The organism is Porcibacter vitabionis (genome assembly GCF_046263795.1).
Lineage (GTDB): Bacteria > Bacillota > Clostridia > Lachnospirales > Lachnospiraceae > Lachnocurva.
The window spans coordinates 1-15742 of the sequence record NZ_JBJYZD010000008.1; the positions used below are offsets into that span (position 1 = coordinate 1).

Genomic DNA, 15742 nt, shown 5'->3' on the forward strand with positions numbered 1-15742 from the left:
GATTTGGGCTCTGGAACTCATTGTCAGCCTCCTCACAAGTGAATAGAGTAAAATGCTTACAATCTCACATTTTAGGAGGCTTTCTGTTGGCGGTAAATCCGCCCTTAGATAAATCGCTTACAAAATTTCAATACCAGCCCCTCTGCGAGGGGCTTCCTTTGCCGGACTGGTGCATCCCGCGTCGGTATAATTTCAATACCAGCCCCTCTGCGAGGGGCTTCAGTAACCTCACAATGGTTTCAAAGATCTTCGACAAATTTCAATACCAGCCCCTCTGCGAGGGGCTTCGTTAGCCGATAGTTCAGTTCTGGATTATTCTTCATTTCAATACCAGCCCCTCTGCGAGGGGCTTCCGGTTCCTGCCTTTATTTCAAGCCGAAATTTGTATTTCAATACCAGCCCCTCTGCGAGGGGCTTCTGATCGATCCTACATAATAATTTCCAACGAGATTTCAATACCAGCCCCTCTGCGAGGGGCTTCGAAGGGGAACAACGCAGACAACTTCTATGTCGGAATTTCAATACCAGCCCCTCTGCGAGGGGCTTCAAATGACATGCACGGCAAACTGGGATAATGTTGTATTTCAATACCAGCCCCTCTGCGAGGGGCTTCCAATTTCATCCGTTATATTCTCTACTTGATTTATTTCAATACCAGCCCCTCTGCGAGGGGCTTCGCAACATGAGCCACGCCGCGTGGAGCTACATAATTTCAATACCAGCCCCTCTGCGAGGGGCTTCTTAGACATGAAGGCGCATCCGCCTTTTCTGATTGCATTTCAATACCAGCCCCTCTGCGAGGGGCTTCCTTATCGTCCGCCTGGTAATATCCGTCGTCGTAATTTCAATACCAGCCCCTCTGCGAGGGGCTTCGATCTTTTGGTCGGCTTGCATATCGTTGGATCCATTTCAATACCAGCCCCTCTGCGAGGGGCTTCTACCATTCAGTGTTTTCAACGGTTTGCAAGTGGATTTCAATACCAGCCCCTCTGCGAGGGGCTTCTTTCTTAACTTGTTTTTTATGATCGGTTTTATCCATTTCAATACCAGCCCCTCTGCGAGGGGCTTCAAAACTAACTTTTAACAAAAAACTTTTTGTTATATTTCAATACCAGCCCCTCTGCGAGGGGCTTCGGAAATCAGATGATAAATGTTGAAAACATTAGTGTATTTCAATACCAGCCCCTCTGCGAGGGGCTTCAGGCCATTCCATGGAACCAAAGATCTGTGATGGTATTTCAATACCAGCCCCTCTGCGAGGGGCTTCCTCGATTGCATAAAAAGCCGTCATATCTTTATATTTCAATACCAGCCCCTCTGCGAGGGGCTTCTAAAGTCGGTGTATGGTTCGATATGGAAGATGCGATTTCAATACCAGCCCCTCTGCGAGGGGATTCCCGTCTCGCCTAGTAAATCTGATAAAATGCCGTTATTTCAATACCAGCCCCTCTGCGAGGGGCTTCCGGTGTCAAGAAGATCACAAGGCCATCTTCAATAATTTCAATACCAGCCCCTCTGCGAGGGGCTTCTGCGGATACGGCCTTTCCGGTATCCTTATCCATATTTCAATACCAGCCCCTCTGCGAGGGGCTTCTTAAGAGGTGTAACTATGCGATATATCATATTAATTTCAATACCAGCCCCTCTGCGAGGGGCTTCGTAGATCACATAAAATCATGTCTATACTATTAATTTCAATACCAGCCCCTCTGCGAGGGGCTTCAATACGTGGCCGCTCTTATGTACCAGAATACAACGATTTCAATACCAGCCCCTCTGCGAGGGGCTTCCAAAATGGCCGGAACTCACGGTCAGGTGGTTAAATTTCAATACCAGCCCCTCTGCGAGGGGCTTCCGAAATTACTATAGAAAACATTTTTCGTATTTAATTTCAATACCAGCCCCTCTGCGAGGGGCTTCTATACTAACTTGTCATAGCCTACAGGTTAGATGTATTTCAATACCAGCCCCTCTGCGAGGGGCTTCATCTCTGCACGCCTTCGCATATTCCGAAACAAATTTCAATACCAGCCCCTCTGCGAGGGGCTTCATACTGGTCGGGCATGATCAACGATCAGAGCGTATTTCAATACCAGCCCCTCTGCGAGGGGCTTCTCGGCCCGACCATAAAAAGAATCTGGGAGACAACCATTTCAATACCAGCCCCTCTGCGAGGGGCTTCTGATACCGCATGAGTTTCATATTGTCATAGCAATTTCAATACCAGCCCCTCTGCGAGGGGCTTCAAGAGCACCGGACGCAACACGATAGAACCAGCGAATTTCAATACCAGCCCCTCTGCGAGGGGCTTCTTCTGTTGAAATGCAGTTGAACGAATCAAAGCAATTTCAATACCAGCCCCTCTGCGAGGGGCTTCACGCAAAGTGGGATACAAACAAGTTCGGATACAATATTTCAATACCAGCCCCTCTGCGAGGGGCTTCAGGCGAATCGAAAGCTAGGGCAGGAAGAAATAATTTCAATACCAGCCCCTCTGCGAGGGGCTTCAGCAATATTGGACAATTAATCTATTCCAATATTGTATAATACTTATAAAATTGTCGTAAATTAGTAAAGATTTGACTTAATAAATAAAGATGTGACCTAAATAAATAAACTTATTTTAGCGAGAATCTCCCCAGAAAATCATGTGCACCTCAGATTCTCTCATTGCTTCCAAATAAACGGAGGATATTCCGGAATATCCCCCCGAATATATTGTGATAAAAGCTGAGCCTGCAAATATGGTAAAACTTTCTGTTCGTACTTCTTCTTATATAAAGGATGCATTATCTCTTTTGCTTTATATTTTTCCCATTCCTGCAGCACTCTTTGTAGTGAAGCATGTTTCAGCCTAATTCCAGCGGCATCTCTCTGGAAATCATTACCAGAAATCTGTCTTCGATTTATCATTGTAATAACAAATTTATCTACAATACAGGCTCGAAACTCTTCCACAAGATCGCATGCCAAAGATTTCCTTCCTGCTCTGACGCTATGGAGATATCCCTTATAAACGTCTAATCCATATGCAGCAAGTGCAGCTGCACAGTCTATTGTAAGAAGCGTATACAACAGTGACAGTATGGCATTGCAGTTGTTTTCAGGTGGTCTCCGACTTCTCTTCACAAATGACATTGACGCATCTTGACTCTTAAGCATATTGTCAAATACAGAGAAATATTCAGAAGCAGCATTTGCCTCGGCAATACGTAGTTCCTCTATACTCTGTAATTCTGGAAGCTTGGAAATATGATTGCTAAGTCTGCCTGCTAGCTGATATAAGACATCGGCATTTTCATCAGATGCATCTTTCGCACTTCTCATGATCACATTACGAGAATTGTTAAATTTACCCAAAAGGATATTCCGCACCAGACAAACATCCCTACCGCAATCTTTTAGTCGATACTGTTTGTCACGCAAATCGACATTTCCGTACCACGTTCCAAAAATATTTCCATAGAGACTACCGTACTCAGATACGTACGTCATCAAGATATGATTCTCATTGCAGAATTTTATGACATAGCTTGATATCGTCGCACTACCGAAAACCACGATCTGTTCAATTGCAGTTACGGGAACTCTTGTAACAATGGACTTATCTTTCATAAGAGCCAAGGCATCGTGGTCGCAGTGAATATATAAATCATCGCTCGTGATATATATTGTTTTATTAATTCTTCTCACAATACTGTTCCCAAATATTTCTCATATAACGTAAAATCATCTCCGTTTTGGGATTGCAAATGTCATACATAGAGCATTTCGGACACCTTTTTTTATATTCTGCTTTAGGTATAAGCTGCCCATCAAGAATATGATTTATTTGAATTAAAATATCCTTAACCTTTTCCCTTGCGGCATCTGTAATAGGCACTCCAATTCTGGTTTTTGAACCGATATAATAGATCTCGCCTTCTTCAATATGGCAGGCAAACATTTCTTCAAGACACATAGCCTGTGCCGTTAGCTGAAGATCATATTCTTCATGTCCACGCCCGTATTTCCCATGCTTGAATTCCGTTGGAGTTATTTTGCATTGCTCATTGAGTAATGGGATATAACATCCATAACGAGATACCGTACACTTAATCTCATCACAGATCCCAGTCAGATTTAATGTGTTCGAATATACTGAAAAGCCCGTAATACGAATTTCGGAACCTCTCTTCTCTATTTTGGGTTCATGAACCCGTTGATGCTGAACAGTTCCCTCTGCTGTATAGACATTATCTGCGGCGTACTGCTCTACCGCCTCCAGATAGAGGCGATGAGGGCAATATGCAAACTGGGTGATCCACGAGATGAGAATTCTTTCATCATCCATCAATCAACTTTGATCCAATCGTATTTGGTACTCCAATTATCCCAGTCAATATCCCACTCAATATTTCCGGAATAATCTGCAATTCCTACTACGACTCCTTTCGGAAGTTTTGACCAGTGAAAGAATACCTCATAATCATGGAAGCTCCGAGGGACATCTACATCTTCCTTCTTCGTTACACTGAATAAATCGAAAATCTGATAGGCAGGAGCACATCCAAGAAATGCTTCTGCCGCATTCTGCTTTTCCGCCTTTATTCTTGCATCTTCATCTTGATTTGCTCCGATTGTCTGAGTACCAACATGTTTAAATACAAAAATCGGGAGAAGAGAGGCCATCCCCATTTTTGAAGCAGATATATTATAATCATACATTCTTGCCCACGCTTCCATCAGTAGCTGAAAGTCTTCTTCCGTCATGCCTGTATTTTTGGCCAATCCTGCACTAACAGAGGCTTTTACCGGAAACAAAGCATATGGAACGATCTTCTTGTTGCCCATTCCTCTCTTTTTTTCATCTGGTAGACTAGCTGCCCACTCATCATATTCCTCGAGTGTTCCAAATTTACTGTCACCCTTCTCACCCTGCGGTATAGCAAATGCCTTTCTGGTTATGCCAATAATTTCCGGTGTAACCGGATCTACTGATTCAGAAAATGCAAACTGAACAGGTCCGTTAATCTGACCTGCATTCAATCCTGTTGAAAGGACTGCACCAAATACTCTTGCATCCCAGTATTTCCTAAGCATAAAGTCCCTTGCCTGCTTTACACCTTGGGTTGTATTATTAAATTTTTTGGCATCAACCTTACCGCCTTCTTTTCCCTCCAAAACTGCTTCGGCAATATCGCGATTAAGGCTTTCTCCATGCCGCATGAGAATATCCAGTCCGTTTCCATTTGAGTCTATCTCACCATGCTTTGTCCCGTCTATATACCCACGAATACGGCTCTTTATAGAAACATCGGTCATGTATGCTTTACCGGTCTCATCATCGATCCTGGGACGATTATCCATATCTGGATCCCCATTCGGATTACAAGTTACTGCTTGTACAAAAGAAACTATCTCATACCTATTTTTCAGTTCCATCTTTTACCTCCTTATTTATTACCAAATTCTTTGTTTCCTAAATCTCCGGATTCATCTTTGGAATTTCTATTTTTTTCATTGCAGCTTCCTCATTGAAAATATTCAACTGTCTATAATATCCGAGAAGAAATTCAGCCTGCTCTGTCTTGGTAAATTTCTTTGGAAACTCAGTGCCGATATTCGCAGTGATCTCAGCAATTTTTCTATTGAAATAATCCTTATTATCAACATTTTTCATATGTGCAAATGACAGCTTGGCCATTTCAACAAATGCCTCATCCGGATGCTTAAACATCATTCCAATATATCTGGAGCAAACGTCATTTCCAATTTTAGAAAAGTTAACTGCAACTTGTTGTATTCTCCCATAGACAGCGAACAAACGGCCACAAGAGTAAGCCAAAGGTTCTTTGCCATTTACCGATACATCTTCCATAATCTTGATTCCTCCTGGTTTTCTGGTTAAATATACCTTTATTACTTGAATAAAAACAGGTCTGAATGTCTTTCCCAAAAGAAGACTGGTGTACCCCTTTCTAACTGCCCTCTGAAAAAATATTTCAGGAATCTGACACCCCGAATATATTGAGTGAAGCAGATTCAACATATCCTCTCCATATTCAGACTTACTTTCCTTCAATGGTCCGTCTGCAGTATTTTCCCTCTCAAGAAAACTAAACAGAATACTGTAAATATTCCTGTTCGCTATAAGATTGCATTTCCATTGTCCCTTGTCAGATCTCTCCCAGTTTTTAATCGTTGTATCCTGATACCAATGATAAATACCATTTCTCAGTTCCTCGTATGAGCCATAGAAAACTTCTCTTGTACTGTATCGCTCTTGTGAATTCGTTGCTTTAAATATCTTAAAATATGAATCATCCGGAAATTTCTCCGGCAAAGTACCCTTCAATGCAGCATCATAAAGTGAAGAAAGCTCCGGTGTTTCTTTCCTCAGGTCTGACCATTTTTCTTCTTCAGATTTTCCCTTAGGAGAATAAACCATTTCTCCTATCAGATCCGGCACTTTATCATCTGAATACCAATAAAAAATGCCAAACTGTGTTGAACTATTGTGTTTTGATGATCCAAGATAATTCAATGTATCAGATATTACTATGGATTCTGCATCACCTATAGCTGAATTCTGTCCCCTTGTCATCCCGTATGAATCAAATGATGATCTTCCCTGAAACTGTTTATCATAAGAAACCGTAAGAGTTGCTCCCTTTCCAAGAACACCTCCCTTGACTTTCGGCTTACACTCTTCAGAAATCGTGACCGAATTTCCTGTAATTGCAGATATCATTGTCCGACCAGTATCAGATTTCCCCTGATTTTCGGCATATTGCTTAACATGTTCAGAAAGCCAATTTTCCCAAAGTCCGGACTCGATAATTGATTCACCATCGATTTTAAATGTTAAAAGTTTTGACCCGACAAGATTACCATTTTTATCCAATGTTAAAAGCTTATGATCGATCAGTGCATCTGTTAGCTCTTTTCGGATAGCATCATCCTTTTCCAAGGATTCCAGATAAATCATAAGTGGTTTAAATTCCGGAACGGCATTACAGCATTCTTCCATAAGCTTCAACCAGTTCGTATGATTCTTTGTAACCACTGTTTTATCTGAAGGCGGAACGATTCTTTCAGCTTTGTCAACAAGAGCATTTGTGCCTAGACCTTGTTTTTCCGTCCCAATATCAGGGCATGGGATTTTCCCGGGGCTTCCGTCTTCAATTGATTCAAATTCGCCGTCATCATCAATGCAGATGTATCCGGCTATCTGCTTCATATCCGTATTGGGTTTCTGCTCGATATTATGTTTTATCCCATAATTGTACACATCCTGCAGCATTAGATCAGCCTCCTTATATCAGAGCTTCCCCACCTCGGTACATCGATAATACCATTCCGCATAACAGCGTGATAAAAAGAAGGTCTTATCAGATTCTGCGCATTCCCATCTTCTGAACTATTCAATTTTTCATTTCTTGTGATGTCAAAAACATCATATAACATATATCCAAAATCTCTGCTTTCTCTAATAGGACTCATGCTTGGATCCGGCACCTTAAAAAAAGCCATACATTCATGTGTTCCAAAAACAGGCTGTCTGAAACATTTGCCTTTCTCTATTCGATTCATAAATTGATTATGAAGCCCTTCTATAGTGACCCTTGATGGTGCATCCGGCCGCCTTACAATATCTGCCGTGATTCGATAATACACGTTTCTAAGATATACATTGCCTCTCTGGGTCCCCTGACCGGTTCGTCCAGACGACAGATTCTCCATATTTCCCATTGTAAGATATACCGGACGAGGGTTCTCGAATTCTATTTTTGTTTTCGACTCATTCGTCTTGATTTCAATCGTCTTTATCGGTTTCATAACCTCGATTTGCTTTATTTCATAGTAAAATTCTATCGGTTTCAGATAGATGCTGCAGAGTATTCCCCTACATGCAGATGGCGTAGGCACGCTATAACTCACCCTTTCAATTTTGCTTTCCGGTGGGGTAAACATAGCGATCTTACCCCATACATCAACCGATACTTCAGAACGGTCAGTTCTGTATTTTGACATTCATTCTCCTCCTCTAATATATTGACCCAATACCAACAGATTCCAGGTCTAGTCCATGTTCCGTATAATATTGCTCATCCTCCAGCAGATACCAATTGACAGTTTCCTCTCCTTCTTTTGTCATCATAAATAATTGCTGACAACATGATTTCACTTCATCTTTTTTGTTCGGATATACAGAGACTGTGATTCCAGCTGCCCTGTTCATCTGTCCTTTTGTTATTCCATAATCCGATTCACGAAGTTCTGAAGCAATTTCATTGTATATTTTCATACTGTTCTCATTTTCAAAATAAGGCACGATAATATTGATCTGTCCCTTATCCTCAATAATAGAATAGTTTTCTTCCGTCTCAAAATAGTTTCCTTTTTTAATGGCTTCTGTAAGCGCTGGTCTATCTTCTTTCGCAGCCTCCGACCGAAACAATCTTTTATAATAAGAATCCATATCCTCCAAAGAATCTGTAGATAGGGTGCTTCCCTTCTTTCTTTTTTTCTCAGCCATGCTCATCGTTTTCTCACTAGCCATCATGTAATCCGCACCTGGAAAATCGTATTTGCTATGATTCTTGTGTTTGAAAACAAGCATATATCCCTTGCCTTCTCCATTTCTGTTGATTCTTCCAGCTGACTGTGCAACAGAAGAAAAAGGAGCATATTCCCTAGCTCCACATGGAAAACTTACATCCACGCCTGCCTCGATACTTTGTGTGCTTGACAGAAAACACGCTTTACCCTTTTTCAGTCTACTTTTTATCCACTTTATCAGTTCTCTTTTATGATCCGAGCAAAGAGCCGATGTCAAAAGCCGACAAGAATCCTCTCCGTACTTATTTTTTAACTCCGTATACATTTCTCTTGCTTTTTTTGTCGTGTTAAAAATAAATACCACTTGATTTTTATCAGAAAACCGTTCTATCAGATTTTTCGTATCATATTCCTGGTCCTCCGAAGCAAATTCAACCTCTGTATTCTTAGCAATATGATATTCTTCATAAAGATTTTTCACATCCTTTATGACTTCCTTGGTTTTCCAATTGATTCCCTTCCGATACTCATAAGAAGGAAGAGTTGCAGTTGAAAATAGGACATCCGTATGATAATTTTTTACAAGCTGTTGAAGTGCATAAACCGTACAATCCAAGACAGATGCAGGAAGCGACTGGCACTCATCAAAGACGATGACAGAATCTGCTATCTGATGAAGTCGTCGCAGTTCTGTACTTTGGGAAGCAAATATAGTAGAAAAGAATTTTACGGTTGTAGTAACAATGATTGGAGCAGACCATCGTTCAGAATATTCCCGTGTACGATCTGTATAGTCAGTCTGACTATCGTCTTCTAAAACAACCTCATTTCCGAATATTTTTTTATACTCATCTGCATTCTGAGTAATAATTGATAAAAACGGAAGTATGATAAAAACTCGCTTATGGTGTTCTATCTTTGCCTTTTCCAATGCATACTTCATGATTGCGAGAGTCTTAGCTGTACCTGTTGGCGCTGTCATCGTTCGGAAGCTATATCCTTGGTCCTTGCCTGCATCACCGGCATCCCGATATACAATGCCACGTAAAATATTCATCCTCGCCGTCTGATCTGTTGTACTCAAAATTCCATTCCGATAGGTCTCCAACTGGTTTAACATTTCATCCAGACTGCTTTCTGACAATGCTGGTAATTCTGATTTTTCAAAATAATCCGGATCATCCCATGAAGCAGCTGATGAATAATCTGCATCTACCAAACAGGAGAGAAGCATACGAGCCCAAAGCATCAAGGAAGCATTAGGTCCTATGCAATCCGCTCCGTTTTTTTCGATATCAATAAAGCGTTCAATAATATTCGATATTGGTTTTTCATCCAAATATCGATTCATCTCATCAATTACCGGTTTTTCATAAGCAACAATTTCCTCATACTCCTTTTGGCTTGACAAGGCATTTTCTTTTGGTGTTCTGCCATCATCGTTTTTTACCAACATATCTATCGGGGAATCATAGTCTTGTGGAAGTGTATAATCATATGATTTACACCGAAGACCGGAATGATGCGCAGCGCAAACTCCCGCAAGAGTTTCTAAGATAGAAGTTGGTATTGCAGAGAAACTGTTGAATATTAAAATTGCTGCGACGATTGCATGATCCACTTTTGTTCTGGAGCCTAATAACACTTCCTGAAACTTCTTCGTATGTTTCCCGCTGTCATGCAAATCACCACATAGTTCACCAATCTTACCGCATCCAAAAACATCGGCATATTGAGAAGCCTTCATAGAAACAAGCTTCGTATGATGTTCCAATGTCTCCAGCTCTCCATTTTTATCTTTACGTGCATAATACTCCATGCTCATTTTCCTTATAAGATAAATGCATCACTTGAAAAAGTCTCTGTCCTAGTCTTTTGTCCGATTGTGAGCGGATTATTTGCACTAGATCTATCTGACAGCTTATATATTCTGACCGAATCACAATTTTCATCAATCGTTTTCTTTAGCTCATGCACCAATTTTGTTAATTCAGCTTGATCTAGAATTCCCTCAAATACTGAATCCTGAACTCTGGTACAATACTTTTCACAAATTTTTGCTGTTTTCGTAAGACGTTTTGTGCCTGATTCGGATATAGCTATGTCATATACAACCAAGAGTCGCATATCTTCTCCTTCAATATTTGTGTGCAGGCCTACAATCGATTCATGATTTAATGCACATTTCACATATCTATTGCTTATTATACTATAGTATTTGTTGATGTTCTATAAAAATGGTTTAAGTCCTGCGGATAGTGCCCGTATATTGATCTAAAGTCAAAAAACAAGAAGAGCCTGGGACAGATTCTTTCGATTCTCTTTATTTTCTTTCGAAAAAATTCAGAATCTCTTTCTTGCGATTTCCCTTTGTCCCTGTTACAGTTTTCTTACAGGCAGCGGGCCAGGAAAGGCCATATATGAATAACAAAACAGATCTCAGCTATCCGGAATTTAAAGAAGCGGTCCTCTCGGATCTGATGCTGCGTTTTCCCGATGGAGCAATTGAAGTCCGGGAAGTTATAAAGAATAATGATACCTGCTTGGACGGCATTTTTCTGACCCGTCCCGGAAAGTCCATTACTCCTCAGGTCTATCTCCAGTATTTTTATCAAGAATACCGGAATCAGGAAATGAAATTCAATGCGATCATAGATGAGATTGCTGCCGTCTTAAGCAGAGATATTCCAGATCCAAAAGTCGATCCGAACCTTCTTACCAACTATTCCGAGATCGAAGGACGAATCATCTACGATCTCGTGAACTTACCGCGAAACAAGGCTTTCCTTTCTGACTTGCCCTATATTTCTTATATGGATCTGGCCATCATCTTCCGGATCCTGATCAATGCGGATGAAAACGGGCGGTCCAGTATCCTGATTCATCAGTCTCATCTCAAAGAATGGGGTGTTACGAAAGAAGAGCTCTTACAGGCAGCGAGAAAAAATACACCCGTCCTTCTCCCGGCTTCCATTGAGTCGATTACCGATGTCCTTGGCGATTTAATGCCGAACGGATTCGAACAGCCAAAAGATTATACCCCCATCTATGTGCTCTCGAATCAGTCCCGGCTGAATGGGGCTTCTTGTATGCTCTATCCGCATCTTCTGGAGAATTTCTCGAGAAAAATGGGAACGGACTTCTATATCATTCCTTCCAGTATCCATGAAATTCTCTTGATCCCATCCGACATAGACGGCGGAACAGAGGAACTGAATGCCATGGTCCGGGAAGTCAATCACAATGAACTCTCGGAAGATGAGATCCTATCCGAGCATGTCTATTACTTCTCCAGTCAGAAGAATGCTGTGTCGGCAGGATAAAAGGCAGACCAGAGCTTAGAATGCTGTGTCGACAGGATAAAAGACAGACCAGAGCTTATCAAGACAGTCGAATTTGATGCTACGAGGCGACTGTCCAAGACAAAAAATCCCCTGCTTTTCAAAGCAGGGGATTTATCATAAGCCTGGACACCGTATTCCTTAGAAGTACCATACCAGGCACTATTTTCCTTAACTGTATCTTACCGGGCAGCAATGTCCATAACTATACCTTAGCTGGCACCATTTTCCTTCTTATACTGTTCCTGAAGTTCACGGGCTGTACGGGCTGCGGCATTCTCGATCTCTTCTTTACTGTAGACCAGAGTCGGATCCTTCTCGAGCCGGTTGCCATCTTTATCGACCGTAACATCTTCCGGCAGGTTTCCATTTTCATCCATATGAGAAACGGCATTTTCCAGGGAGCCGTAATCCTCCTTCATCTGGTCTGCCTTTTGTTTCAGATAGGTCATGTATTGCTGGAAAACATTGATGGTCTTGTCATCATAACAGGAGAAGACAACCATCATGCCATAGTCCTTATTATCATCCAGCCATTTGGAAACAGAATTTACCGCAATGGGAACTGCCGCCTCCAGAGGGAAGGAGGAGAGACCGGTCGAGATCGCCGGGAAAGCGATGGAATGAATGTCATACTTCTTGGCCAGTTCCAGGCAGTTGATATAACAAGCCTTTAGAGCATTTGCATCTTCTTCCTTCACATCCGCCATCTCTGTTCCGGGCTCCACCGTCGGTCCGACCGTATGGATAATATAGTGGCTGGGAAGATCAAACGCCGGTGTGATCTTCGCCTCGGAAATCTTACAACTGCCCAGCTGATCCAATGCATCATCGATCGCTTCGCCGGCCGCCATATAGATGGCATGGTCCTCTCCGCCGCCATCATTAAATAACGGATCTGCCGAATTAACGATACAACTGATATGAAGCTTTGTAATATCACCCTGATTAAATAAGATTCCGGCCCGTTTCAGATTCATCTCATGATCCGAATCCAGAATGGCCTGAACTGCATTCTTTTCAATTCCGAAAGCATTGGTGAAAGGGTCAATCACAAGTCCTTTCAGATCCGGCATACCAAGAAGTCGATGGAAAACAGTCTTTATAGGCATGGCAATGACCGGCTGGGGCTTTCCGAATTTCTCTTCCGCCGGCCGTAAGGCTTCGGGTTCCGTAAAGACCGGAAGCATCTTATCTCCATTGGGATTTTCCAGAAGACGAAAGAAGATGGATCTCTCCTGACTCTCTTTATTTTGCTGCACATCTACCGGCACCAGAAAGTCTGATCCTTCATGGCACTGCTTCAGTAACACCGTAAGAGCCATGTTCCAATTTTCCTTGGTATGGTTCTTATTATCTGCTGCTGTAGCATCCCGGATGATCTTGTTACTTAAAAACTTGTCTTGCTCTTTCATTTCTTTGGTCCTCTTCCTGTTCGCCCTTTCTCATTCGCCCTTCTTTTGCCGGCCTCTTCTTAATCCTCTTCTGATTTCAATAATTCGAACGTACTTTTCTGATAGCGGATCAGTCCGTCTCTTTTCATCTTACTAAGCTCAGCAGAGAGAGCGCTCCGGTCTACCGAGAGATAATCCGCCAGCTGCTGACGGTTAAAGGGAATTTCAAAAATATCTTTTCCGACTTTCTGCCGCATCTCCGACAGATAGCTTAGGATCTTCTCTCTGGTTGTTCTCTTACTCAGATGGCGGAGTTTCCCGGTCAGTCTCCGGTTCTTCCCTGCCATGATAACAAAAAGATTCTGAATCAGCGTATTGTGATAACTGCAGGATCTGTTGCAGACCGCAAGAAGGTCATGGCTGTCCATGAACAAAACTTCCGTATCCTCTGCCGCTATAATATAGTTCAATAAAGGTTCCTTCGGTGATGCAGCATAGGCTTCTCCGAAAATATCCGGAGCCTCGATCCTCTGCATAATACTGCGGTTTCCCCAGTAATCTTCACTCTCTACAATGATTGATCCGCTTAAAAGCAAGGCAAATTCCGTCAGACTCTCGCCTTCATCAAAAATGGTCTCGCCTTTCTTAAACTTTTTCCTCTTCGCCTGAAGGCAGCCCATCATGGCCTGGATCTCCTCTGGCTTTACACCGGTAAATAGAGGAGAAGCTGCGGCTTCCATTAATTCTTCTTCTGTCATTGTTTTTTTCTTTTCCTTCGTTTTTCTTTGGTCTTCTCCGCCAGATCCAGCATCTCGGCCGCATTCTGCCGAACCGTGTCCGTGATCTCACTTCCACCCAGCATTCGAGAGAGTTCATTGACTTCTTCTGCCTGATCCAGGATCCGGATCGATGACATGGTCCGATCCTTCTCTACTTTTTTCTCCACCAGAAAATGCCGGTCTGCAAAGGATGCGATCTGTGGCAGGTGTGTGATGCAGATGACCTGGTGTCTGATGGCTAATTCCGCCAGCTTCTCCGAAACCTTCTGGGCTGTGCGGCCGGAGATCCCGGTATCGATCTCATCGAAGATCAGACTGTCAATATGGTCTTCTTCTGCAAGAACCGTCTTAATGGCCAGCATAATTCTGGACAACTCACCGCCGGAAGCCGTATCTTTCAAGGGCCTCAGGGGTTCCCCCGGATTCATGGAAATATAGAACTCACAGTCATCCTGTCCATTTGCCGACCAATCCTTGGCCTGAAATCTCATGGTAAAACGAGAGTCCAGAAAATTCAAGTCCTTCAAAGCTTCGGTCACCTGAATGGTCAGCTCTCCGGCTGCCTTCTTTCTTGCCTCGGTCAAGCGGTCACAAGCTCTTTTTAGTGTCGATTGGGCTTTTTCAAAGCGCTTGGTCAGTCGAGACAAATACGCATCGTAATCCGAAAGCTCTTCCATGCGCTTCTTCTTTTCTTCCAAAGCATCCTGGATGGCCTCGATGGTATTTCCATAAAGCATCTTCAAGTGATTGACGAGGTCCAGCCTCTCCTCGGTCTCCCGGAAGTCCTCCGGATCAAATTCCATGGCTTCCTCATAATCCAAAAGATCCCGGCTAAAATCAGAAAGCAGACTGTCGATGTCGCTAAGGCTTGACTGCAAGCTCGTAAGACCTTCCGGATCATAGGAGACCAGAGCATTCAATTCCCCAAGTGCCTGTCCGACCAGATCCGAAGCTGCCCGGTCTTCCGTCACTAAGCTTTCTGCCCGATGAAGTCCCTCGGCAATTTTTTCACTATTCTTCATCCGCCGGTAATGATCTTCGAGCTTACGATCTTCCCCTGGTCTTAAATTTGCTTCCTCGATCTCTTGAATCTCATGCTCCAGGAAAGATGCCTCCCGAACCCGGTCCGATTCATCCATTTTGGCATGTTCCAGCGCAACAGAAGCCTCCTGATAATCCCGATAAGCACTTGTGACAGAATCGAGAAGATCGTGATGATCCTCTTGCACCGTAGATGCATATTCGTCCAGCAGAGCCAGCTGTTTCTTCTTATTCTGCAAAGACTCATGCTCATGCTGACCGTAGATATCCAGAAGCAGGTTTCCTACCTTCGTCAATTTGACAGAAGGTACGGTCTCTCCATTGATCTTGGCGACCGTCCGATTGCCATTCATTTTCCTGCTCAGGATGACCTGCCCGTCATAGGGTTCCACCTCCATGGCCCGAAGCCTCTCCACCTCCTTCGGATCTTCCACGGAAAAGACGGCCTCTGCCATCGCAGGTTTGGATGGATCTCTCACCATGTCATGGTCTGCCTTGCCTCCCAGAGAAAGACCGAGTGCCCCAAGAAGAATCGACTTTCCGGCGCCGGTCTCACCGGTCAGAATATTAAGGCCGGATCCGAATTCGATCTCCTCATGCGTGATCAAGGCCAGATTGTCAACGGTAAGACTCAGTAACATAC

At 43.0% G+C, this 15742-nt stretch carries 11 protein-coding genes and 1 CRISPR repeat array; of the genes, 1 reads left to right on the plus strand and 10 read right to left on the minus strand.

Annotated elements, in window-relative coordinates:
• Nucleotides 1-124 precede the first annotated feature (124 nt).
• Nucleotides 125-2508: a CRISPR direct-repeat array (repeat unit 32 nt; unit sequence ATTTCAATACCAGCCCCTCTGCGAGGGGCTTC).
• A gap of 159 nt (nt 2509-2667) precedes the next feature.
• Genes cas1 through cas2 form a run of 7 tightly spaced genes read right to left on the minus strand, consistent with a single transcriptional unit; the run spans nt 2668 to nt 10671 of the window.
• Entirely contained in the window at nt 2668-3693 is a 1026-nt protein-coding gene (gene cas1 / locus ACKX2L_RS07205) for a CRISPR-associated endonuclease Cas1 (protein WP_497551042.1), read from the minus strand.
• Complete coding sequence (cas4, locus tag ACKX2L_RS07210) at nt 3680-4333, minus strand: CRISPR-associated protein Cas4 (RefSeq protein WP_497551043.1); 654 nt, start codon at nt 4331-4333, stop codon at nt 3680-3682. The genes cas1 and cas4 overlap by 14 nt, the downstream gene beginning before the upstream one ends.
• Nucleotides 4333-5424 carry a type I-C CRISPR-associated protein Cas7/Csd2 gene (gene cas7c / locus ACKX2L_RS07215; protein WP_497551044.1) on the minus strand — a complete coding sequence of 364 codons (1092 nt, stop codon included), beginning with the start codon at nt 5422-5424 and terminating at the stop codon, nt 4333-4335. Before cas7c ends, cas4 begins: the two co-directional genes overlap by 1 nt.
• A gap of 37 nt (nt 5425-5461) precedes the next feature.
• Nucleotides 5462-7285 (minus strand): type I-C CRISPR-associated protein Cas8c/Csd1, encoded by a 1824-nt coding sequence (locus ACKX2L_RS07220; RefSeq protein WP_497551045.1) that lies wholly within the window; start codon nt 7283-7285, stop codon nt 5462-5464.
• On the minus strand, nt 7285-8016 hold the full coding sequence (gene cas5c / locus ACKX2L_RS07225; RefSeq protein ID WP_497551046.1) for a type I-C CRISPR-associated protein Cas5c: 732 nt from the start codon (nt 8014-8016) through the stop codon (nt 7285-7287). The genes ACKX2L_RS07220 and cas5c overlap by 1 nt, the downstream gene beginning before the upstream one ends.
• 13 nt (nt 8017-8029) lie before the next feature.
• The gene (cas3, locus tag ACKX2L_RS07230) at nt 8030-10363 is read right to left on the minus strand and encodes a CRISPR-associated helicase Cas3' (RefSeq protein ID WP_497551047.1); all 2334 of its coding nucleotides are present in this window, start codon (nt 10361-10363) and stop codon (nt 8030-8032) included.
• Between the two features lie 11 nt (nt 10364-10374).
• A complete protein-coding gene (cas2, locus tag ACKX2L_RS07235) occupies nt 10375-10671 on the minus strand; it encodes a CRISPR-associated endonuclease Cas2 (RefSeq protein ID WP_497551048.1) in 297 nt (98 codons plus the stop codon).
• Nucleotides 10672-10964: 293 nt separating this feature from the next.
• Between cas2 and ACKX2L_RS07240 the strand changes: the two genes are divergently transcribed.
• Nucleotides 10965-11867 carry a DUF5688 family protein gene (locus ACKX2L_RS07240; protein WP_497551049.1) on the plus strand — a complete coding sequence of 301 codons (903 nt, stop codon included), beginning with the start codon at nt 10965-10967 and terminating at the stop codon, nt 11865-11867.
• Nucleotides 11868-12097: 230 nt separating this feature from the next.
• On the opposite strand, the gene ACKX2L_RS07245 is transcribed toward ACKX2L_RS07240, so the two are convergent.
• From ACKX2L_RS07245 to recN, 3 genes are read right to left on the minus strand one after another with little or no spacing between them, the layout of a single operon-like run.
• Nucleotides 12098-13300 (minus strand): macro domain-containing protein, encoded by a 1203-nt coding sequence (locus tag ACKX2L_RS07245; RefSeq protein ID WP_497551050.1) that lies wholly within the window; start codon nt 13298-13300, stop codon nt 12098-12100.
• A 59-nt stretch (nt 13301-13359) separates the two neighbouring features.
• Nucleotides 13360-14037: a Crp/Fnr family transcriptional regulator gene (locus tag ACKX2L_RS07250; RefSeq protein WP_497551051.1), complete on the minus strand. Its 678-nt coding sequence runs from the start codon at nt 14035-14037 to the stop codon at nt 13360-13362.
• Nucleotides 14034-15740, minus strand: coding sequence for a DNA repair protein RecN (recN, locus tag ACKX2L_RS07255; protein ID WP_497551052.1), 1707 nt, complete (start codon nt 15738-15740; stop codon nt 14034-14036). Before recN ends, ACKX2L_RS07250 begins: the two co-directional genes overlap by 4 nt.
• Nucleotides 15741-15742: the final 2 nt, after the last annotated feature.

Coding starts and splice junctions, on each gene's coding strand:
- cas4 (WP_497551043.1), bottom strand. CDS start 4,333: ATGGATGATGAAAGAATTCTCATCTCGTGGATCACCCAGTTTGCATAT.
- cas7c (WP_497551044.1), bottom strand. CDS start 5,424: ATGGAACTGAAAAATAGGTATGAGATAGTTTCTTTTGTACAAGCAGTA.
- ACKX2L_RS07220 (WP_497551045.1), bottom strand. CDS start 7,285: ATGCTGCAGGATGTGTACAATTATGGGATAAAACATAATATCGAGCAG.
- cas5c (WP_497551046.1), bottom strand. CDS start 8,016: ATGTCAAAATACAGAACTGACCGTTCTGAAGTATCGGTTGATGTATGG.
- cas3 (WP_497551047.1), bottom strand. CDS start 10,363: ATGGAGTATTATGCACGTAAAGATAAAAATGGAGAGCTGGAGACATTG.
- cas2 (WP_497551048.1), bottom strand. CDS start 10,671: ATGCGACTCTTGGTTGTATATGACATAGCTATATCCGAATCAGGCACA.
- ACKX2L_RS07240 (WP_497551049.1), top strand. CDS start 10,965: ATGAATAACAAAACAGATCTCAGCTATCCGGAATTTAAAGAAGCGGTC.
- ACKX2L_RS07245 (WP_497551050.1), bottom strand. CDS start 13,300: ATGAAAGAGCAAGACAAGTTTTTAAGTAACAAGATCATCCGGGATGCT.
- ACKX2L_RS07250 (WP_497551051.1), bottom strand. CDS start 14,037: ATGACAGAAGAAGAATTAATGGAAGCCGCAGCTTCTCCTCTATTTACC.
- recN (WP_497551052.1), bottom strand. CDS start 15,740: ATGTTACTGAGTCTTACCGTTGACAATCTGGCCTTGATCACGCATGAG.